Source organism: Paraburkholderia sp. C35 (genome assembly GCF_003121405.1).
Classification (GTDB): Bacteria; Pseudomonadota; Gammaproteobacteria; order Burkholderiales; family Burkholderiaceae; genus Paraburkholderia.
On record NZ_QBUY01000030.1, the window covers coordinates 52,968 to 74,014 of the forward strand.

A 21,047-nucleotide genomic window follows, 5' to 3' on the forward strand; every position below is an offset into this window, starting at 1 on the left:
TCACGGTGTAGAACCATACGCGCAAGTTGCTCAGTTCCATATCGTCAGCTCCGCAGGAGTGGGGTTGTAGGCGTTGCACGGATTGTTCAGTTGCGGGCAGTTCGAGATCAGCACGATCACATCCATTTCGGCGCGCAATTCGACGTATTTGCCCGGCGCGGAAATGCCGTCTTCGAATGTGAGGCCACCCTCGGATGTGACGGGCACATTCATGAAGAAATTGATGTTGGCGGCGATGTCGTGCTTTGACAGGCGGCCATCGTGTGCGCACGCGCGCAGATAGTTATCGCGGCAGCTATGCATGTAGCGCTTTTCCAGCGCGTAGCGCACAGTGTTGCTCTCTTGCGCGCACGCGCCGCCGAGCGTGTCATGACGTCCGCACGTATCGGCGACGATGGTCAGCATCGGGTTGCCGAGATTCGAATAAAGCACCGTGCCTGTTGTCAGATAGAGGCTCTGCTGGCGGCGCAGCGTGCGTTGCGCGTCGTAGCGTTCGCGCGTATCGGCGAGGCTGTAGAACAGCGTGTCGATAGCCTGATTGCCTTCTACATCGCGAATGCGCAGCGTCTGGTCGGCTTTCACTTCCTTGAGCCACGGCTCGCCCGCAGGCAAGGTTTCCTGAAAGATCGCATCAGCGGGATTGAGCGTGCTGGTCGTAAGGGTGGATGTCGTCATGGCGCGCGTCCCGCTCAGAGAAAGAATCGTTCGGTATTGATGAAGCCGCGCGCGTTTTGATCGCATGACGTGCGGCAGATTTCGGCCACCTGGCTGTCGGCAGCAGTGAGCGTCAGCTTGACGGGCTTCGGCGCGTAATCCGGATTCGTGTCGAGTGGATGCTGGATCGCGGTCAGCACGACTAGCGTGTTCATCGGCGCATACAGTTCGATGTAGTCACCCGCCTTCGAATTGCCCGCGACGAAGCTGAGCGCGCCCGCATCCGTCACGTCGACACGGCTGAACAGATTCAACGTCATCAACAGGTCCGAGATGCCGAGTCCCCACTTGCCGAGTTCAACGAGCAGGTTGTCCGTGCCGTTGCGATAGAACGCATTGCGCAGTTCCTGATACCGGCCTTGTCCGTACTTCTCGAACACTTCCGCCGCGTCCGATACACCCGCGAGACTGTCGTGCCATCCACATGTATCCGCGACGATTGCGGCGAGCACGCGGCCCATATCGGAGTACAGGCAATGGCCTTTGGTCAGCTTCGCGGTGTGCTGGCACTTGAGCGTGTCAGGCAGGTTCAGGCGTTCGCTCTTTTCAGCGGCGTTGAAAAGCAGCATGGCGACGTTCGCGCCGCCGCGCGGATCGGTGATGCGCAGCAGTTGTCCGCGCTTGACGATCAGCGACGCATGGCCGCCGCCAGGCACGGTTTCTTCGAGCAATATGTCGTTCATGTGTGTGTCCTTTCTTCTGGTCATGCGGGCACGGCGAGCAGCGGCGGAATCGCCATGGCTGCGTGCGCTTCGCGCATACCGTTACGTTCGAGAGGAATGTCGTAGGTGATACGCGCGCCATAGGCCTGCGGCGCGTGTGGATCGATGCGCACCTTGTCGAAAACGAGCACGCGGCTGCCGAGCGTGAAACCTTCTTTCAGGTCGTGCGTGACCATGAAGACGGTGAGCTTCGCTTCGCGCCACAACGCAGTCAGCAGTTCGTGCATATCGCGGCGAATGCCGGGATCGAGTGCGCCGAACGGTTCGTCGAGCAGCAGCACGCGCGGCTTCATCACCAATGCCTGAGCAAGTGCAAGACGTTGCTGCATGCCGCCTGACAGTTGATGCGGATACTTGTCGAGTGAATCGGCGAGACCGACACGCGTCAGCATCGCGACGGCTTCATCTTTTGCGAGCTTGCGACGCGCACCAAAGAGCCGTCCTGTGAACCGCGCATGCGGCAATTCGAGGCCGAGCATCACGTTGCGCAGCACCGTCAGATGCGGAAACACCGAATAGCGCTGAAACACCACGCCGCGATGCGGGTCCGGCTCAGGCGGCAGCGGTTCGCCATCCAGCAGGATTTCGCCACGCGTCGGACGTTCCTGGCCCAGCAGCAGACGCAGAAACGTCGACTTCCCGCAGCCCGACGCACCGACCATCGAGCAGAACTCGCCTTCCGCGATGCGCAGATTGAGCCGCTCCAATACGACCTGATCGTCGTACTGCTTCCACAGGTTGCGGATTTCGATCATGCGCGGCCTCCGTTGTACCAGGGGAACGCCCACTGCGTGAGACGGCGCAGCGCTTCATCGATCAGCCATGCGAGCAGCGTGATCCACGCGACGTACGGCAGGATCACATCCATCGCGAGATAACGGCGTACGAGAAAGATGCGATATCCCAGCCCATCCGTCGATGCAATTGCTTCCGCCGCGATCAGAAACAGCCACGCCGAAGTCAGCGCCAGACGCAGCGCAATCAGCAGACGCGGCAACAGTTGCGGCACGATCACGCGCAGAATCAGCGTCCAGCTCGATGCACCGAGCGTTTGCGCCTTGATCCACAGTTCTTCAGGGATCTCGCGTGTGCGTTGCTGAAGATCGCGAATCATCATCGGCGTGATGCCGATCACGATCAGCACGACTTTCGACAATTCGTCGAGACCGAACACGATGAACAGAATCGGCAATACGGCGAGCGGCGGGATCATCGAGATCACCGTGATGAACGGCGACAGCGTTGCGCCCGCCAGCGGCAGGCTGCCCGTCGCGATGCCGAACACCAGTGCAATCGCCGCACTTGCAACCAGTCCGATACCGAGCCGCTTCATGCTCGACACCGTGTCGTCCCACATCATGTACTCGCCCGTGCGCTTGTCTTCGCTGAACGCGTATTCGTGCAATGCGTCCTTCATCTGCGTGGCGCTCGGCAGCAGCTTGTCGTCGGGATTGGCCTGCAGCCGCAACGACGAGCCGGTGAAGTACACCGCGATCAGCACGATGAAGGGCAGCAGCAACAGCATCAGACTGCCGGTGCGGCCAGGATGTCGGTTGATGAGCCGCATGGGCCTCTCCTTCAGAACGGCGCGGCGTTTAGAGCTTGCCTTGCGCGGCCATGCGCACGTAGGTCGGATCGAAGCGCAGCTTCAGGTTGCTCTTGCTGCCCACGACGACGTTGTTATCGAACGCCATGCCCACTGCGCCCGCATTCGGCGCGCCCTTGCCGAGCAGGCCGTGATCGAACGAGAACTGCGCGACGCGTGTCATGATCTTCGGCATGTTCGGGCTGGTGGCGAAATCGAGTGCCTGTTGCGGCGTGTAGAAGAGGGCCGTGGTGGAGAGTTGCGCCTTGTAGCCGGCGAGGTCGGTGCCCGATGCCTTGGCCATCTCGGTCAGCGCGGTCTGGCTGTCAGGCGTCGTGCCGTGCATCGTCTGCATGATCTCGAACCATGCGCCCGTGAGTGCCTTGCCGAGCGCGGGGTTGTCATGCAGCGTCTTCGTGTTGACGACCATCATGTCCATGATTTCGCCGGGAATGCGGCTCGAATCGAACACTTCCGTGACGTTCGGCTTTGCCTTCAGATCGGCGAGCATCGGGTTCCATGTCACGGCGTTGTGCACGGTGGGCGTCGCGAATGCGCCGGAAATATCGGCGTCGGACGTGTTGACGGTCTTGATGTCGCGCTCGCTCATGCCTGCCGATTCGAGCGCACGTGCCAGCAGATAATGCGAAACGGAGAGTTCGACGAGATTGACGGGCTGACCCTTCAGGTCCGCGACCTTCTTGCCTGCACCCTTGATGAGCACGCCGTCGTTGCCGTTCGAGTAGTCGCTGACGATGAGTGCCGTGCTGTCCACGCCGCCCGTGGCGGGAATGGTCAGCGCGTCCATGTTGGTCATCGCGCAGCCGTCGAACTTGCCGGCTGTGTACTGGTTGATCGATTCGATGTAGTCGTTCAGTTGCACGACATCCACGTTGATGCCGTACTTCTTCGCCCATTTGGACATGATGCCTTGCGTCTTCGCATAGCCCCACGGCATCCAGCCGGCGTAGATAGTCCAGCAGACCTTGAAGTCTTTACGGGCTTGAGCAAACGAAGGAGTGGAGACGCACAGGGAGAGAGCGACGGCGGCAGCGGCGAAAAAACGGAGCTTGCGCATGAGGTTGACCTCGCAGGGACGGTTATCGACGGCAGGAGCGGCGCGACGCATCGCGTTCTCTCCCGGGCTTTTATCCCGCCGTGTAACCTCATCGAGGTCGACAACTCTCGGACCAGCGTCGGACATCGATTGAATCGATGCGCGACCGGAACCCTAGTCGTCCATTTACCAGATTGTGACTACTAAACCGGATGCTGCACCGGCTCCTGTGCTTTACTAAGCGATAAGCGTGCCATTGCTGTCTTTACGTGGAATCGGCCGTTTGCGCGCACATCTTGTGCACAAGATTGAAGCCACGTCGCAATCTGCTTGCGCGCGTTCGCACCAGTCGGGTGCGTTCGATTCGGGTTATTTGCCGAGCCTTTCGGCGAGCGCATAGCGGCGCATGCAGCGCTCCATGCTGTCGAGAAACGCGTGATCGGCTGCGTTCATCTTGCGTTCGCGATGCCATAGCAGATGCACGTCGACATCGACGAGTCCTTCTTCGGGCGGCAAGCGCCACAAGCGTTGCTGCACCACGTCGTCGCGCACGATGTGCTCTGGCAGACAGCCGATGCCAAAGCCCGCGAAGATCAGGCGGCGCACTTCATCGAGCGATGGCGACGACGCGACGATGCGCCCCGTGAAGCCCTTCTGATCGCGAAACACGGTAAGCGGCGAAAGGCTGTCGCCGATCTGGTCGCTGGTAAACGACACGAAGTTTTCGGCGAGCAGGTCTTCCATCGTCAGCGGCGACTTGCCGTACAGCCTGTGATGACGCCCGCAGAAAATCGCGTAACGTTGCCGTAGAAAGCAGCGCATTTCCAGCTTGTCGTGCGGCGTGCGGCACAAGCCGAGGCCCGCCGTCGCCGTCTTCTGCAACAGCGACGAGATGATGTCGGACGAGCGCATTACCTCGATCTGCAAGTCGATACGCGGATACGCGCGATGAAAATCCGCAAGAAACTCGTCATACACGGGCGATTCGATCCGGCTGATAGTCAGCAGGCGAATCGAGCCGCTGATGTCTTCAGTGCGATCGTCGATTTCGGTTTCGAGCCGCGAGATGTTGCCGTAGATATCGCTGGCAATGCGATAGACCTCTTCGCCTGCCTGAGTCGGCGCGAAGTATGGGCCGCGCCGTTCGATCAGCTTGCGCTCCAGCGTTTCTTCGAGCCTTCTTAAAGCCTGGCTGACGGCCGGCTGCGTGACGTGCAGCCGCGCGGCGGCGCGGCTCAGGCTGCGTTCCTGCATGATCACGAGGTACGTGCGCAGCAGGTTCCAGTCGAGCCGGTCGTTCAGAAAGCGGGCGATATCGGAGCGCATCGAGCGTAACTATAAGCTGAATTTATGCGGCGAATAATAACTCGAAATTTGACTAATGTTTTCTGGACGCCGATAAATGTCACATGCCGTGGCGCGCGCCCGCCCGGAGAGAAGGGCGGACTATCCATCCCAACACCGCGCGCGCAACCACGGTTTCAACCCACGTCAGACGTGCATCAGGAGCCAGCATGACCCAAGCCATCAGTACCCGTCAGCCGGGACGCGCCGCCACGGCCGCGTTTATCGGCACGATGATCGAGTGGTACGACTTTTACATCTACGCGACCGCTGCCGCGCTCGTATTCGGCGAACTGTACTTTCCGTCGAGCGATCGCTTCATCAGCACGATGGCGTCTTTTGCGACCTTTGCAGTGGGCTTTTTCGCTCGTCCGCTGGGCGGCATCGTGTTCGGCCATCTCGGCGACCGTATCGGCCGCAAGAAGGCGCTGATGACCACGCTGATGATGATGGGCGTCGCGACGGTATGCGTCGGCCTGTTGCCGGACTATTCGAAAGTCGGCGTGCTGGCGCCTGTGTTGCTGGTTTTGCTACGCGTAGTGCAAGGCGTCGCCGTTGGAGGTGAATGGGGCGGCGCGGTGCTGATGGCGGGCGAACATGCGCCGCAAGGACGCCGCACGTTCTTCGCTTCGTTTGCTCAGCTTGGCAGTCCGGCGGGTTTGATTCTTTCGCTGATCGCATTTCGCGCGGTCACGTCGATGGACAAGGCGGACTTCATGTCGTGGGGCTGGCGTCTGCCGTTTCTCGCGAGTTCCGTGCTGTTGATCGTCGGTATCGTGATTCGTTTGGGCGTGAATGAATCGCCGGAATTCCAGCGCGTGAAGGAAACCAACCGCACCGCGAAGCTGCCTATCGCCGAAGTGTTCAGCTCGGCATGGGGTCTCGTGCTGCTGTGCATCGGCGCGAATACGATCGGCATCGCAGGCGTGTACTTCACCAACACCTTCATGATCGCGTACACGACGCAATACGTCGGCGTCACGCGTTCGATGATTCTCGATTGCCTGTTTGTCGTTGCCATCATCCAGTTTCTGTCGCAGCCGGTCGCGGCGTGGATCGCTGAACGGATTGGCGGCGCGCGCTTCCTGAAGATCGCCGCGCTGCTCGCGATGATCTCGCCGTATCCGATGTTCATGCTGGTGCAAAGCGGCGCGGTCGTGCCGATGGTGATCGGTATCGCGATTGCCGTGGTCTGCATGGCGAGCTTCTACTCGGTGATCGCGGGCTTTGTCAGCGGCATCTTCCCGACGCGTGTGCGCTACTCGGGCATATCGCTCGCGTATCAGGTGTGCGGCGCGATTGCGGGCGGCCTGACGCCGCTGGTCGGCACCTGGCTCGCTCATCGCTATACGGGCCAATGGTGGCCGCTTGCCGTGTTCTATACGTGCCTCGCGGGCATCTCGCTGCTGTGCATCGTAGCGCTCGACGCGCGCCGTGCCGCGCATGCCGATCAGGCCGAAGCCGTCGGCGCGCATTGAATCGAACTCACGTTGAACGACCCGGAAGACTCATGAAAGACCTGATGCAAATCGATGGCGCGCGCCTGTGGCAAAGCCTGATGGACATGGCGCAGATCGGCGCGACGCCGAAGGGCGGCGTGCGGCGGCTCGCGCTCACGGAAGACGATGTGCGTGGCCGCGATCTGTTCGCGCAGTGGTGCCGCGATGCGGGCATGACGGTGAGCGTCGATGAAATCGGCAATCTGTTTGCGCGTCGAGAAGGCGCACGCAAGGACGCTGCGCCTGTGCTGATCGGCAGTCACCTCGATACGCAGCCGGAAGGCGGACGCTTCGATGGCGTGTACGGCGTGCTTGCTGCGCTCGAACTGGTGCGCGCATTGAACGACGCGAATATCGTCACGGAAAAGCCGATCGAGATCGTCTCGTGGACTAACGAGGAGGGTGCGCGCTTTACGCCCGCGATGCTCGGCTCGGCGGTGTTCACAGGCATCACCTCGCTGGACGAAGCGCTAAAGAAAGAAGACGCGGACCACATCACGCTCGCCGATGCGTTGAAGCAAAGCGGTTATCGCGGTGAGCGCGCCGTTAAAGGCCAATCCGTCGATGCCTATTTCGAAGCGCACATCGAACAAGGTCCCGTGCTGGAAGCGAACGGCACCACGATCGGCGTGGTGACGGGCGGACAGGCGATCCGTTGGCTCGACGTCAACGTGACGGGCATGGCCGCGCATGCGGGCACGACACCGATGCCGTATCGCAAGGACGCGTACTTCGCGAGCGCGCAGATGGCGCTGGAACTGGAGCGCATCGTTGCCGGTTACGCGCCGCGCGGACTCGTGACGATCGGGCAGATTGGTATCAGGAACGCGTCGCGCAACACGATTGCCGGCGACGTGTCGTTCACCGTCGATCTGCGTCATCCCGACGACAGCGAAGTCGATGCGATGGAGCGTGATTTGCGTGCAGCGTTCGCGCGCGTCGCGCAAGACCGCGGCGTACAGCTTGCCGTGGAAACGTATTGGCGCAGCCCGGCAACACCATTCGATAGCGAATGCGTTGCGCTGGTTGCGAATGCGGTTGAAGCTCTCGGTTATTCGAACGAACGCATTGTCAGTGGCGCGGGCCACGATGCGATTCATCTCGCGCGCTATTGCCCGACGGCGATGGTATTCATTCCGTGCGTCGACGGCTTGTCGCATAACGAAGCCGAAGATGCGCTGCCCGAAGACGTCACGCGCGGCACCAACGTGCTGCTCAATGCGGTGCTTGCCCGTGCAGGCGTGATGGCGACAGCGGACGTGCAATAAGAAAGGATCTGCAATGAAGACGTTTTTTCACCCGGAACAACTGCTGCATCATCCGCGCTCGTATCTGTCGCGTGGTCAGATGCGTGCACCGCAGGAAGTGCCCGAGCGCGCGGCGCGACTCGTGGCCGCAGCGAAATCGCTGGACTTCGATGTCGTCGAACCGGCGAATCATGGGACGGCGGCGATTGCCGCTGTGCATGATATGAACTATCTGCGCTTCCTCGAAGAAGCACATCGCGACTGGAAGAAGATGCCCGACGATTGGGGCGACGAAGTGATGTCGAACATCTACGTGCGCGATCCGAATCCGTTGCGTGGCGTGCTCGCGAAGGCGGCGCGTTATCTCGCCGACGGCAGTTGCCCGGTCGGCGCGAATACGTATCGCGCTGCATACTGGTCGGCGCAAAGTGCGCTGGCGGCGGCATCGGCTGTCAACGAAGGCGCGCGCGAAACGTATGCGCTGTGCCGGCCCCCTGGCCATCACGCGCGTGCCGATGCGGCAGGCGGGTTCTGCTATCTGAACAATGCCGCGATCGCGGCGCAGTCGCTGCGCAGCCGCTTCAAACGCGTCGCGATTCTCGACACCGACATGCACCACGGCCAGGGCGTGCAGGAGATTTTCTACGGTCGCGACGACGTGCTGTACATCTCCATTCACGGCGATCCGACCAACTTCTATCCGGTGGTTGCTGGCTATGAAGAGGAGCGCGGCGCGGGTGACGGCGATGGTTTCAACGTCAATCTGCCGATGCCGCACGGTTCATCGGAAGCGGTGTTCTTCGACAAGCTCGATGATGCACTGGCCGTGCTGAAGCGCTTCGAACCCGATGCGCTGGTGCTCGCGCTTGGCTTCGACATCTACAAGGACGATCCGCAATCGCAGGTGGCTGTCACGACGGAAGGCTTCGGGCGACTTGGCGAAAAGATCGGCGCGTTGAAACTGCCTTCTGTGATCGTGCAGGAAGGCGGCTATCACCTCGAAAGTCTCGAAGCGAATGCGCGGGCATTCTTTGGTGGCTTCATGGAAAAGCGCGCCTGAGGCGCGTGCTTTTCCAGTGAAGACAAGCAGCGTAACGTCAGCGTGACTCGTGGCTCATCGCTGCGCTGGCGAGCGCGGTGACCTCTGCGGGCGCGTGCTTTTTGCGCTCGCTGTACCGGTCAGTCAGATAGTCCGAACGATCGCGTACGAGTAGCGTGAACTTGTAGAGTTCTTCCATCACGTCGACGACGCGATCGTAGTATGCCGAAGGTTTCATTCGCCCATTCTCGTCGAACTCCTTGAATGCCTGAGCGACGGAACTCTGGTTCGGGATCGTCACCATACGCATCCAGCGGCCAAGCAAGCGCAGCGAGTTGACGGCATTGAACGACTGCGAGCCACCGCATACCTGCATGACGGCAAGCGTGCGTCCCTGGGTGGGACGCAGGCTGCCCGAAATCAGCGGCAGCCAGTCGATCTGATTCTTGAATACGCCTGTCATCGCGCCATGACGCTCGGGACTGCACCACACCTGTCCTTCTGACCACACCGACAACGCGCGCAGCTCAGCGACTTTCGGATGATCGGGCGGCACGCTGTCGGCCATCGGCAATCCGTGCGGATCGAACACTTTTGTTTCGGCGCCGAACTGCTGAAGAATGCGCTCGGCTTCGAGTGTCAGCAGCTTGCTGTACGACGTCGGCCGCAATGAACCGTAGAGAAGCAGAATACGCGGCGGATGTTGCGAGACCGCGCGCGGTTCGAGTTTCGCGAGATCAGGTGTGTCGAGGTGAAGCGCGTCGATGTTGGGAAGATCTGTCTGCATTGGCAATGGCGGTTACAGGGTGATGGCACGTGTAAGCAGCGTGGCGCCTGATGGGCACAGGCCAGCGGCTTGACGTGTAGTGAGTATGGTTGCTGGTGCGGTATCCCGGCTGGACTGCCGGAAGCCTGCCTTTTCGAAGAACGCGGCTTCGCTCGTCGTGAGCAGCCATGCGGTACGGGCACCGGCGTCGAACGCCGCGCGCAACAGCACGGCAAGCAGATTGCGGCCGATGCCTTTACCACGTTGCGCCCGCTCAACGACGACTGACCGCACGAGTGCGTCGGAGCCGTACTGCTCGAATCCCCCGTAGCCGAGGTGGACTCCCGTTAGCGTGGAGAACGAGAAGAAAACGCGATGGGGATCGCTCAGATCATCGGTTGGAAGTCCTGCATCGTGCAGAGCCTGCGTGAATGCAGCTTCGTCACCTGGGATCGCGCGAGCAACGATGAACGGCGTGCCTTCCTCCTTCAGGATCTCATGCTTGGGCACGGCGTCGAGCAACTCGATCACAGCATCCGATGGCCGGCATAGACGCGTGCCGCGCGGCGTTACGACAATCGGCCGGTTGATCAGAATGGGATGGGCGAGCATGGCGGAGATCAGTTGAGCGTCGCTCAACGCTGGATCGTCGAGTCCGAGTTCCCGATACGGCGTGCCTTTTATTCGAAGGACATCTCTGACCGCCATTCCGCTATCGGCGATCAGGCGTTCGAGCGTGGCGCGATCGGGTGGATGCTGCAGGTACTCGATCACGTGCGGGTTCTCTCCGGCTTCGCGCAGCAGCGCGAGCACGTTGCGAGACGTGCCGCAATCGGGGTTGTGATAGATGGTGACGCTCATCGCGCCTGCCACGTACGCGTGATCGCCCGCATCACGATCGGGCCGCCATTCCACAATCGGCACCCGCACAGCAGTTTTCAGTGAGGAACCCGATCAGGCCGGTCATCGCATCGAAGTTGGCCGAGTAATAGACGAAGCGTCCTTCCTGCCGGCCCGTGACGAGTCCGGCATGCGAAAGATCTTTCAGATGGAAGGACAGACTGGATGGCGACACGCCAAGTTGCTGCGCGATTTCGCCTGCGGGCAGGCCGTCGGGACCGGCAACAACGAGTGCGCGGAAGATCGCCAGCCGGGATTCATGGGCGAGCGCGCCAAGCGCTCGCACGACGAGATTCGGGTCCATCGGCCCAGCATAAAGCGATCGGTTCGATATTTCAAGGATTATTGAAATGATGGTGCCGATTACTGGCTATTGTTTGGTTTGCCAGCGCAGGGGGGAGTGCGGGAGAACAGCGGGTCGTGGAAGGTGCAGCGGGGAGCATGGCGAAAGATGCTTCGACGGTAGCTTCAGAAGCAAGCCCGGTTGCTAGTGTGTAAAACGGAAGTTGTGTGCGCGCCACACTGACGCAACGCCAATACGCGGCCGTCGCGAACAGACGGCAGACGCGAATGAAAACGGGCGCCCAGTGGACGCCCGTCAAAAGCCTTACAGCGTGAAGCCGATCAGCCCGGCATACGCGGCGATGCAGCCGGTGCGCGGTTGTTCGACGCGACACCCGTATCCGTCGGCCGCGCGGAGCCTTGCGCTTGCGCGACGAGGTTTTCCGCGGCCGGGCCGATTGCGTCGGGGAACGGCTTCGGACGCACGCCGATAGCCAGCACCAGCACGGCCATCGCGCCGAGCAGCACGAATTCGCGGCGGCCCAGATCACGCAGGCTCGACACACGCGTGTTCTTGACGGCACCCCACATCACGCGCTTGTACATCCACAGCGTGTACGCGGCGCTCAGGATCAGCGTCAGCGCAGCCGTCGCGCCAACCCAGAAGTTGAAGCGGATCGCGCCCATCAGCACCAGGAACTCGCCGACAAAACCCGACGTGCCCGGCAGGCCGACGTTCGCCATCGAGAACAGCATCGCGAAGGTCGCGAGCTTCGGCATCGAGTTGGCCACGCCGCCGTAGGCGTCGATGGAACCGTTCTTCGTGCGGTCGAACAGCATGCCCGTGCAGAGCAGCATCGCGCCCGACACGATGCCGTACGACAGCATCTGCACCACGGCGCCTTCCGTGCCCATACGGTCGAACGTGAACAGGCCCAGCGTGACGAGACCCATGTGCGCGACAGCCGAATACGCGAGCAGCTTGCGCATGTCGGTTTGCGCGAGCGCCAGCAGGCTGCCGTAGATCACCGCGATCAGCGACAACGCGATCATGGCCGGTGCGAAGAAGTGGCAGGCGTCGGGCACGATGGGCAGCGCGAAGCGCAGCAGGCCGTAGCCGCCCATCTTCAGCATGCCGAGCAGCACGGCGGCGCCCGTCGGGCCGTCTGAGTGGACGTCAGGCAGCCACGTGTGCACGGGCCACATCGGCACCTTCACGGAGAACGCGGCGATGAAGCCGATGAACACCATGATCTGCGGGATGAAGTCGAGCTTGAGCGTGCGCCACGTAGCGATGTCGAACGTGTGCGACTGCGCCCACAGGTAGATCAGCGCGGCCAGCATGGCCAGCGAGCCGACCAGCGAGAAGAAAAAGAACCGCACCGCTGCATAGACGCGGCGCTTTTCGCCCCACGTGCCGATCAGCAGGTACAGCGGAATCAGCGACGCTTCGAAGAAGACAAAGAACAGCATGCCGTCCATCGACGTGAACACGCCTTGCATGCAGCCCGACAGCAGCAGGAACGCGCCGTAGTACTGCGCGACGCGCGTCGAGATCGATTCCCACGACGCGATCACGATGATCAGCGTCGTCACGGACGTCAGCGCGGTGAACCACAGCGAGATACCGTCGACGCCGAGGTGGTACGAAATACCGAATTCCGGCAGCCATGCGGCCGTCTGTTCGAACTGCATCGCGGGAAGCGACGAGTCGAAGCCGGAAACCAGCGGAATGACGGGAAGGATGCTGACGGCAGCGCCGATCAGCGCGAGCCAGCGCGTGCGGCTTTGCGCGCTGTCTGAGCCGCCGAGCAGCACAACGATACCGGCGACGATGGGGACCCAGATCAGGAGGTCGAGGACTGATGGGAGGTGCATTTGCTCTTTGATGAAACGCCTGAACGCGAATAGCAGGCCCTCGCCCGGAGGACGAAGGATCAAAAAACCTTACATGGACATTTCGACGGACGGCCCCGAGGGGCGCAGGACGATGCGCAGGGCTTGCGCACGCGCGTAAGCAAAACGCATGACGGTCAGGGTTAACGAGGATAACTCAAAATAGTCATGTTGCGCTGCCACAAGCTCAATATTTATTTATTGCGAAACTCGCGCTTGACTTTACGTGGCGCACCTGAGCAGGTGATTGCGCTGCACAAAAAAGCGGCACTGGAAGCGCTTCCACACGACGAAGCGCAACGCAGGCTTACAGGGGTTGCCCTAGATTTAAGCGTCGGTTGTTCGCTGTACGCTTAAGTTGCGAGGAGACGAACCCATGAGCACGAGAAAAGTTTTTCACATCGCCGTTATCGCCGTTCTGGCTTACCTGGTCGCCGACCGTGCGTTGCTGCATGCGCAGGCGAAAGAAGCCAGTACGTTCGCGTGTTCGCAAGGTGCCGAACAGGTCAAGCTCGATGCACTAGGCCGGGGGTTTGGCGACGCTGCCGCGAGCAGTCAGGGCGAAGCGTTCAGGTCGGGGTGTCTCGTGACGGGCCGTGGCCGTCCGACGGAGATGCTGGCGGTCAACTGATCCGTTGACGAAGCGCCGCTGAGGCAGGGCAGGGGAGCCGCGCCGGCCGCACGATGAAGCCTGTGCAACCGGCGCGAAGATGCGCGTCTAACCGGAGGTTAGCGCGACATCATGTTCATGCTGACGTTATGCATGACCCACAGCGTGCCGCCGATCACGATAACGGCAGTCAACACCGTGAACGCAAAAGCGGTCACGTTCCAGCGCTGACCCGACGACGTGTTCATGTGCAGGAAGTACACGAGGTGCACGATGATCTGCACGAGGCCGAGGCCGGCGATCGCGTAGAGCGCCTGCGTGCCCGTCGCCCAGCCCATCAGCACCACGCCGAATGCGGCTGCCGTCAGGATGACGGACAGCACGAACCCGATCATGTAGCTGCCGAAGCTGCCGTGGCTTTCGTCACCGTGCGCCGAATGTGATGAGTGAGAGTTGCTGCTCATTTAGATCACGCTCGCAAGATAGACAAACGAAAAAACACCGATCCAGACGATGTCCAGAAAGTGCCAGAAAAGGCTCAGGCACGTCAGACGGCGCAGTTCGCGCTCGCTCAGCTTCGGTGCGCGCACCACCTGAACCATCATCACCAGCATCCACACCAGACCCGACGTGACGTGCAGACCGTGCGTGCCGACCAGCGTGAAGAACGCCGACAGGAACGCGCTGCGGTCCGGGCCTGCGCCTTCGGCGATCAGGTGCGAGAACTCGCGGATTTCCAGCACGACGAACGAAGCGCCGAGCACGAACGTCACGGCCAGCCAGAACAACGTGGTGCTCTTGTTGTTCTTGTGCGCGCCGAGCATCGCGAAACCGTACGTGATACTCGAGAACAGCAGGATCGCCGTTTCGATGGCCACGCCCGGGATTTCGAACAGATCCTTGCCGCTCGGACCGCCGGCGAACTGATGGCTCATCACTGCAAACGTCGCGAACAGCGCCGCGAACAGAATGCAGTCGGTCATCAGATACAGCCAGAAGCCGAATACCGAGTTGGACGGTGCGTGATCCGCATCGTGATGATGCGGGTCCGCAACAGTAGCGTTATGTTGCATCAGGCAATCTCCTCAGCTTCGGGCAGTTGCTTCGCGATCGTCGCGCCCGAACCGGCGCCGTTACGTTCTTCGATCAGTCGAACGGTATCGGCAGGGATGTAGTAATCGGTGTCGTTATCGAAGCTGCGTGCGATCCACGTACCGATCGCGCCGATGAATGCTGCGATAGCCAGCCACCAGATGTGCCACGTCAACGCAAAGCCCAGCGCGAGGCTGAACACGCCGATGAAGAAACCAGCGCTCGTGTTCGACGGCATGTGAATGTCGCGGTACACAGGCGCTTCGACGTTGCCGCGTTGCTTCATGTCGTGGAACGCGTCCAGTTCATGAACCACAGGCAGGGTTGCGAAGTTGTAGATCTGCGGCGGCGAGGTCGTTGCCCATTCGAGCGTACGGCCATTCCACGGATCGCCCGTGAGGTCGCGGTTTTCCGGCTTGTTGCGATCGCGGATCGAAACGACGAGCTGCAGCAGCTGGCAGGCGATACCGATTGCGACGAGCACGGCGCCCAGTTCGGCAACCAGCAGCCACGGATGCCATGCCGGGTTGTCGTAGTGGTTCAGACGACGCGTCATGCCCATGAAGCCGAGCACGTACAGCGGCGTGAACGCAACCCAGAAACCGAGCTGCCAGAACCAGAAAGCAGCCTTGCCGAGCTTCTCGTTCAGCTTGAAGCCGAAGGCCTTCGGGAACCAGTAGTTCATGCCCGCGAGGTAACCGAACAGCACGCCGCCGATGATCACGTTGTGGAAGTGAGCAATCAGGAACAGCGAGTTGTGCAGCACGAAGTCCGCGCCCGGGATCGCCATCATCACGCCCGTCATGCCGCCGATCGTGAACGTGATCATGAAGCCGATCGTCCACAGCACAGGCGTCGTGAACTCGATGCGGCCCTTGTACATCGTGAACAGCCAGTTGAACACTTTCACGCCCGTCGGGATCGCGATGACCATCGTCGCAATGCCGAAGAACGCGTTGACGTCGGCGCCCGAACCCATCGTGAAGAAGTGGTGCAGCCACACGAGGAACGACAGCTCCATGAGCGCGCACGTCGCGTAGACCATCGTCTTGTAGCCGAACAGCGGCTTGCGCGCGAACGTCGAGATGACTTCCGAGAAGATACCGAACGCTGGCAGGATCAGGATGTAGACCTCAGGGTGGCCCCATGCCCAGATCAGGTTCAGGTACAGCATCGCGTTGCCGCCGGCTTCGTTCGTGAAGAAGTGCATGCCGAGGTAACGGTCCAGACCGAGCAGCGCGAGCGTGACGGTCAGGATCGGGAACGCAGCCATGATCAGCACGTTCGTGCAAAGTGCCGTCCACGTGAACACGGGCATCTTCATCAGCGTCATGCCAGGCGCGCGCATCTTGATGATCGTGACGAAGAAGTTCACGCCCGTCAGCAAGGTGCCGATACCTGAAAGCTGCAAGGACCACAGGTAGTAGTCCACGCCGACACCCGGACTGAACTGCAGCTCCGACAGCGGCGGATAGGCCAGCCAGCCCGTCTGCGCGAATTCGCCGATCAGCAGCGAGATGTTGATCAGGATCGCGCTGATCGCCGTCATCCAGAACGACAGCGAGTTCAGGAACGGGAACGCGACGTCGCGTGCGCCGATCTGCAGCGGCACGACCAGGTTCATCAGGCCGACCATGAAGGCCATCGCCATGAAGAAGATCATGATGACGCCGTGCGCCGTGAAGATCTGGTCGTAGTGGTGCGGCGGCAGATAGCCGGGCGAGTGATAGGCGAGCGCCAGTTGCGTACGCATCATGATGGCGTCGGCGAAGCCGCGCAGCAGCATGATCATGGCAACGACGATGTACATCACGCCGAGGCGCTTGTGGTCGACCGACGTGAGCCATTCGGTCCACAGGTAACGCCACTTGCCGAAGTACGTGATGGCGCCGAGCACAGCCAGCGCACCGAGAATCATCCCGAGGCCAGCGACCACGATGATTGGTTCGTGGTACGGAATGTCCGCCAGGGTTAATTTACCGAACATGCTTACCCCTTGGTCCCGTTAGGTGCACAGTTCACGTCCTTCATGTTGTCGATGACGTGACCGTTGTTGTAGCGGGCGACAATGTTGTTGAAGAGCTTGGGATCGACCGACGAGAAGTACGACACGGAGGCCTTTTCTTCCGGCTTCGCCACTGCGTAGTAGCGGTCCATGTCGAGGTGATCCGTCGATGCGCGAGCCTTCGCGACCCATGCGTCGAAGTCTTGTTGCGATTCAGCGAGCGTGCGGAACTTCATATCCGAGAAGCCCTTGCCGCTGAAGTTCGCGGACGTGCCGGCGTAATCGCCCGGTTCTTCAGCCAGCAGATGCAGACGCGTCTGCATGCCTGCCATCGCGTAGATCTGGCCGCCCAGTTGCGGGATGAAGAACGAGTTCATCACCGTGTCCGACGTGATGCGGAAATTCACCGGGGTGCCCACGGGAATTGCCAGCTGGTTCACGGACGCGATGCCCAGATCCGGGTAGATGAACAGCCACTTCCAGTCGAGTGCGACGACTTCGACGTTGATCGGCTTCACGTTCGATTCGAGCGGCTTGTACGGGTCGAGCTCATGCGTGCTCTTCCACGTCAGGACGGCGAGGAACAGAATGATCAGCGCGGGGATCGTCCAGACGGCGACTTCGATTGCCGTCGAATGCGACCAGTTCGGACGGTATTCGGCGGACTTGTTCGATGCGCGATAGCGCCATGCGAACAGCAGCGTCAGGAAGATGACGGGAACCACGACGATCAGCATCGCCCACGTCGAGGTCGCGATCAGCGACTTCTCAGCGGCTCCGATGGGGCCTTTCGGCGCGAGCAGATCAAGGTTGTTGCACCCCGATAGCAGGAACGCTGGGGCAATAGAGACGAGACCGGCGAGCCGGCCCGCGATTTTTTTCATCATCGCGGCCCTCTACAAAAACAAACGAACGAACGCATGCATTTCCTTGCTCCTTTTATAAGCGCTCGCATAATACGAAATGCACGTGTTGCAGTACAGCACTTTGATGCGAACGAACTATTGCGTGATCGGTGGTGAGTCAAAGTGTCGCAATGGGGTGTCGCAGGGACTTTTTCGGGCTGACGCCGGTCGAAAATGCGGGTTTGAAAGGTCTTTGTATGGATTCGTGAGAATGTTTCGAGCGTGCCGGGGTCGCGCGCGACGGCTTGCAAAATGATTACGGAGGACGCGATGAACGATCCGTTCGACCTTCGGCGCTTTACCGATGCTCAGGCACCAATTTATGAACAGGCGCTAGCGGAATTGCGCAACGGGCGCAAGCAAACCCACTGGATGTGGTATGTCTTTCCGCAGTTTCAGGGCCTGGGAGATAGTCAAATGGCCCAAAAATTTGCCATCAAATCTCTTCCCGAAGCTGTCTCATATTTGCAACATCCGGTGCTCGGTCCCCGATTGATTGAAGCAACGCGGGCGGTCAACGAAGTTGAGGGCCGGTCGATCGAGACGATCTTCGGCTACCCGGATTACCTGAAGTTCCGCTCGTCGATGACGCTCTTTGCACAGGCCGCACCGGGCGAGCGGGTCTTCTCCGACGCGCTTGCGAAATACTTCGGCGGCAAGCCGGACGAGCGGACGCTGGCGCTGCTTTGAGCCGCGTATCAACACGTGCATGAGTCGGCGCGCGCCGCTCATGCAAACGCAATAAGCGATTCTTAAGGATCGTGCGGCCAGAATGGTCCGTCGCGAGGCCCGGCAGAGGCTTTGCTCTTCAACGACGGGGCCACACACATGATTGCGATCTACGCAGCGCTCAAAACGGCAGGGCTGCGCCCGACGACCAGCCGGGCCGCTGTGTTGCGGCTCTTTCACGAGCTTCCGCACGAGCATTTCACCGCCGATCAGGTGTATCGCAAGCTGTCGCACGAACCCGAGCCTTGCAGCCTCGCGAGCGTGTATCGCGCGCTCGCGCAGTTGCATGAAGCAGACCTCATCTCCAGCGCATCACTGGGCGACGCGCGCATCGTCTACGAGCTCAATCGCGGCCAGCGTCACTATCACCTCGTCTGCAGCCGCTGCGGCTGCATTCAGGATGCCTACGATCCCGGCCTCGAACAGCAGCAGGCGAAGATTGCCGCCGACCATCACTTCCACTACGCGGCTTCCAGCCTCGTGATCTTCGGGCGCTGCGATGCCTGCGAGGGCCAGCCGGCCGTGACAGCACGACGCGTGGGCACGAACTGAAGTCGCGCTTTTCCCGTGATGACGCGCTTAAGGGCGCGCTAAGCTATGGGTTCCGACAATGGAGGCCAGTCACGGGTGGAAAGGGAGAAGAGGCGCGATGCGTTTGCTGCTGGTGGAAGATGACGAGATGATCGGCGAGCCTGTCGTCGATACGATGCGCGGCGCAGGCTATGCAATCGACTGGGCGCACGATGGCCGCGAAGCCGAGCTGTCGCTGGCACATGACGTCTACGATCTGGTGCTGCTCGATCTTGGCTTGCCGAAGGCAGACGGCATCGACGTACTGAACCGCTACCGGCGGCGCGGCGGCGGTGCGCCCGTGATCATCCTGACCGCGCGCGACGCCGTCGAAAACCGCATCGCAGGGCTCGACGCAGGCGCGGACGATTACCTCGTCAAGCCATTCGATCTCGACGAACTCGCGGCACGTGTGCGAGCCTTGCTGCGCCGTCGCACGGGCCACACCAATCCCGTGTATGCACACGGCGACCTGACCTTGAACCCTGTCTCGCACGAAGCCACGCTGAAGGGCGAAGCGCTCGCGCTGGTGCCGCGCGAATTCAGCCTGCTGCAAGCGCTGATCGAAGAGCCGACACGCGTGTTCACGCGCTCCGAACTCGAAGACAAGCTCTATGGCTGGGGTGAGGAAGTCGGCAGCAACACGATCGAAGTTCACGTGCACAGCTTGCGGCGCAAGATCGGCGCCGAGCAGATCGTGACGGTGCGCGGCGTCGGCTATCGGCTGAAACGCGCCGTATGACGTCGATCCGGCGCTGGCTGCTCGGCTGGCTGATAGCAGGCCTCGCGCTTGCGGCACTGGTCGCGGCATACGGCATCTTTTATACGGCGCGCATCGAAGCATCCGAACTGTTCGACTACGAGTTGCGCACGGTGGCGCTCTCGGTGCCTGCGACGGTCGGCAGCACGGATGCCGGTGCGCGGCGCACGCCCGATTTCGGTGGTCTTGCCGACGACCGCCTGTTCATCGAAGTGTGGAACGACGCGGGTCACAGCGTGTACCAGTCGCTGGATGGCATCGACGTGCCGCGCTATCCGCCGGGTCTGCGCACCATCGAGCGCGACGAGTATCACTGGCGCGTGTTCGGCGTGCAGGAAGGCGACCGTTTCGTGCAGGTCGCGCAGCCTGTCTCCGTGCGCGAGGATCTTGCACTGCATCTCGCGTTGCGCACGCTATGGCCGCTCGCGTTGTTCCTGCCTGTCATCGTGCTGATCGTGCTGTTCGTGGTGGGACGCGGGCTGGCGCCCATACGCGGCATCTCGCGCGCGCTCGCCACGCGTTCGTTCGATTCGCTCGAACCGTTGCGTCTCGATGGACGCACGCCCGTCGAACTCAAGCCGCTAGTCGATGCGCTCAATGATCTTTTGCATCGGCTGAATGTGGCATCGCAGGCGCAGCGCACGTTTGTCGGCGACGCAGCGCATGAGTTGCGTTCGCCGCTGGCCGCCTTGAAGCTGCAGTTGCAGGCTGCCGAGCGCGACGGTTCGCTGGTGGGCAGCAAGCAGACCTTCGAGCGTATCGAAGGGCGTCTGAACCGGCTGATCCACCTTGTGCATCAGTTGCTGACGATGGCGCGCGAAGACGCGCAACCCGGTGCGCGCTTCGAGCCGGTGAGTTTGCGCAGGCTGTGCGAGCGCGCAGTCGGTGATTTTTCGATGCTTGCCGAAGCACGGCAGATCGATCTCGGACTGGAGTTCAATCCCTCCCGCGATGCCGACGACGCATACAAGGTCAGCGCCGAGCCTGCCGGTATCGAGGTGCTGCTCAACAATCTGATCGACAACGCGATCCGCTATACGCCGCCAGGCGGCAAGGTCGATGTGATTCTGAAGCGGGGCAGCGATGCGATCAGCCTGTGCGTGTCGGATAGTGGTCCCGGCATTCCGGATGCCGAGCGCGAGCGCGTGTTCGATCGCTTCTATCGCAGCGCGGGGAACAAGGAACACGGCAGCGGATTGGGCCTTGCGATTGCGCTGAAAATTGCGCAACGCCATCAGGCTACGCTCAGCATCGACAACAACGAAAGCGGTTCGGGCTTGCGCGTGACGTTGTCGGGATTGCGAGCAGAGTGACGATGATGCGGG

22 protein-coding genes and 1 riboswitch are annotated in these 21,047 nt (G+C 61.1%); of the genes, 8 read left to right on the plus strand and 14 right to left on the minus strand.

The features are described from left to right. Nucleotides 1–30: 30 nt before the first annotated feature. The 6 genes from DK391_RS19595 to DK391_RS19620 all read right to left on the minus strand — a co-directional run bounded on the left by DK391_RS19595 (nt 31) and on the right by DK391_RS19620 (nt 5,404). Nucleotides 31–675, minus strand: a complete 645-nt coding sequence (locus DK391_RS19595) for an urea amidolyase associated protein UAAP2 (protein ID WP_109479629.1) — start codon at nt 673–675, stop codon at nt 31–33. A 14-nt stretch (nt 676–689) separates the two neighbouring features. Further along, complete coding sequence (locus tag DK391_RS19600) at nt 690–1,397, minus strand: urea amidolyase associated protein UAAP1 (RefSeq protein WP_109479630.1); 708 nt, start codon at nt 1,395–1,397, stop codon at nt 690–692. Between the two features lie 20 nt (nt 1,398–1,417). Next, complete coding sequence (locus DK391_RS19605; protein WP_109479631.1) at nt 1,418–2,191, minus strand: ABC transporter ATP-binding protein; 774 nt, start codon at nt 2,189–2,191, stop codon at nt 1,418–1,420. Further along, nucleotides 2,188–3,003, minus strand: coding sequence for an ABC transporter permease subunit (locus tag DK391_RS19610; protein ID WP_109479632.1), 816 nt, complete (start codon nt 3,001–3,003; stop codon nt 2,188–2,190). Before DK391_RS19610 ends, DK391_RS19605 begins: the two co-directional genes overlap by 4 nt. A 28-nt stretch (nt 3,004–3,031) precedes the next feature. Continuing rightward, complete coding sequence (locus DK391_RS19615; RefSeq protein WP_204117397.1) at nt 3,032–4,099, minus strand: putative urea ABC transporter substrate-binding protein; 1,068 nt, start codon at nt 4,097–4,099, stop codon at nt 3,032–3,034. Between the two features lie 57 nt (nt 4,100–4,156). After that, nucleotides 4,157–4,267, minus strand: a riboswitch (guanidine-I (ykkC/yxkD leader). 180 nt (nt 4,268–4,447) lie between these two features. Continuing rightward, entirely contained in the window at nt 4,448–5,404 is a 957-nt protein-coding gene (locus DK391_RS19620; protein WP_109479634.1) for a LysR family transcriptional regulator, read from the minus strand. Nucleotides 5,405–5,592: 188 nt separating this feature from the next. On the opposite strand from DK391_RS19620, the gene DK391_RS19625 reads away from it, so the two are divergent. From DK391_RS19625 to DK391_RS19635, 3 genes are read left to right on the plus strand one after another with little or no spacing between them, the layout of a single operon-like run. After that, entirely contained in the window at nt 5,593–6,900 is a 1,308-nt protein-coding gene (locus DK391_RS19625; protein ID WP_109479635.1) for an MFS transporter, read from the plus strand. 32 nt (nt 6,901–6,932) lie between these two features. Further along, on the plus strand, nt 6,933–8,189 hold the full coding sequence (locus tag DK391_RS19630; RefSeq protein WP_109479636.1) for a Zn-dependent hydrolase: 1,257 nt from the start codon (nt 6,933–6,935) through the stop codon (nt 8,187–8,189). Nucleotides 8,190–8,202: 13 nt separating this feature from the next. Beyond that, nucleotides 8,203–9,228 carry a histone deacetylase family protein gene (locus DK391_RS19635; RefSeq protein ID WP_109479637.1) on the plus strand — a complete coding sequence of 342 codons (1,026 nt, stop codon included), beginning with the start codon at nt 8,203–8,205 and terminating at the stop codon, nt 9,226–9,228. Nucleotides 9,229–9,265: 37 nt separating this feature from the next. Here DK391_RS19635 and arsH read toward each other — a convergent pair whose 3' ends face one another. The 4 genes from arsH to DK391_RS19655 form a co-directional block, all read right to left on the minus strand. Next, on the minus strand, nt 9,266–9,994 hold the full coding sequence (gene arsH, locus DK391_RS19640) for an arsenical resistance protein ArsH (protein ID WP_109479638.1): 729 nt from the start codon (nt 9,992–9,994) through the stop codon (nt 9,266–9,268). Nucleotides 9,995–10,006: 12 nt separating this feature from the next. Continuing rightward, nucleotides 10,007–10,834, minus strand: coding sequence for an arsenate reductase (glutaredoxin) (gene arsC / locus DK391_RS19645; protein ID WP_109479660.1), 828 nt, complete (start codon nt 10,832–10,834; stop codon nt 10,007–10,009). A 31-nt stretch (nt 10,835–10,865) separates the two neighbouring features. Beyond that, the gene (locus tag DK391_RS19650; RefSeq protein WP_109479639.1) at nt 10,866–11,177 is read right to left on the minus strand and encodes a metalloregulator ArsR/SmtB family transcription factor; all 312 of its coding nucleotides are present in this window, start codon (nt 11,175–11,177) and stop codon (nt 10,866–10,868) included. Between the two features lie 320 nt (nt 11,178–11,497). Then, entirely contained in the window at nt 11,498–13,033 is a 1,536-nt protein-coding gene (locus DK391_RS19655; RefSeq protein ID WP_109479640.1) for an NADH-quinone oxidoreductase subunit M, read from the minus strand. Between the two features lie 394 nt (nt 13,034–13,427). On the opposite strand from DK391_RS19655, the gene DK391_RS19660 reads away from it, so the two are divergent. Then, on the plus strand, nt 13,428–13,682 hold the full coding sequence (locus DK391_RS19660; protein WP_109479641.1) for a hypothetical protein: 255 nt from the start codon (nt 13,428–13,430) through the stop codon (nt 13,680–13,682). A 98-nt stretch (nt 13,683–13,780) separates the two neighbouring features. Here the strand turns inward: DK391_RS19660 and cyoD are convergent, their stop codons facing one another. From cyoD to cyoA, 4 genes are read right to left on the minus strand one after another with little or no spacing between them, the layout of a single operon-like run. Further along, nucleotides 13,781–14,125 carry a cytochrome o ubiquinol oxidase subunit IV gene (gene cyoD / locus DK391_RS19665; RefSeq protein WP_109479642.1) on the minus strand — a complete coding sequence of 115 codons (345 nt, stop codon included), beginning with the start codon at nt 14,123–14,125 and terminating at the stop codon, nt 13,781–13,783. Next, nucleotides 14,126–14,734 carry a cytochrome o ubiquinol oxidase subunit III gene (gene cyoC, locus DK391_RS19670; protein WP_109479643.1) on the minus strand — a complete coding sequence of 203 codons (609 nt, stop codon included), beginning with the start codon at nt 14,732–14,734 and terminating at the stop codon, nt 14,126–14,128. Then, nucleotides 14,734–16,740: a cytochrome o ubiquinol oxidase subunit I gene (gene cyoB, locus DK391_RS19675; protein WP_109479644.1), complete on the minus strand. Its 2,007-nt coding sequence runs from the start codon at nt 16,738–16,740 to the stop codon at nt 14,734–14,736. The genes cyoC and cyoB overlap by 1 nt, the downstream gene beginning before the upstream one ends. 2 nt (nt 16,741–16,742) lie before the next feature. Next, entirely contained in the window at nt 16,743–17,645 is a 903-nt protein-coding gene (gene cyoA, locus DK391_RS19680; RefSeq protein WP_109479645.1) for a ubiquinol oxidase subunit II, read from the minus strand. Nucleotides 17,646–17,933: 288 nt separating this feature from the next. Between cyoA and DK391_RS19685 the strand changes: the two genes are divergently transcribed. From DK391_RS19685 to DK391_RS19700, 4 genes are all read left to right on the plus strand, one after another. Next, entirely contained in the window at nt 17,934–18,353 is a 420-nt protein-coding gene (locus DK391_RS19685) for a DUF1810 domain-containing protein (protein ID WP_109479661.1), read from the plus strand. A gap of 138 nt (nt 18,354–18,491) precedes the next feature. Then, nucleotides 18,492–18,944 (plus strand): transcriptional repressor, encoded by a 453-nt coding sequence (locus DK391_RS19690; RefSeq protein WP_109479646.1) that lies wholly within the window; start codon nt 18,492–18,494, stop codon nt 18,942–18,944. A gap of 97 nt (nt 18,945–19,041) precedes the next feature. Next, nucleotides 19,042–19,704 (plus strand): response regulator, encoded by a 663-nt coding sequence (locus DK391_RS19695; RefSeq protein WP_109479647.1) that lies wholly within the window; start codon nt 19,042–19,044, stop codon nt 19,702–19,704. Then, entirely contained in the window at nt 19,701–21,035 is a 1,335-nt protein-coding gene (locus DK391_RS19700; protein WP_109479648.1) for an ATP-binding protein, read from the plus strand. Before DK391_RS19695 ends, DK391_RS19700 begins: the two co-directional genes overlap by 4 nt. The last annotated feature ends 12 nt before the right edge of the window (nt 21,036–21,047 follow it).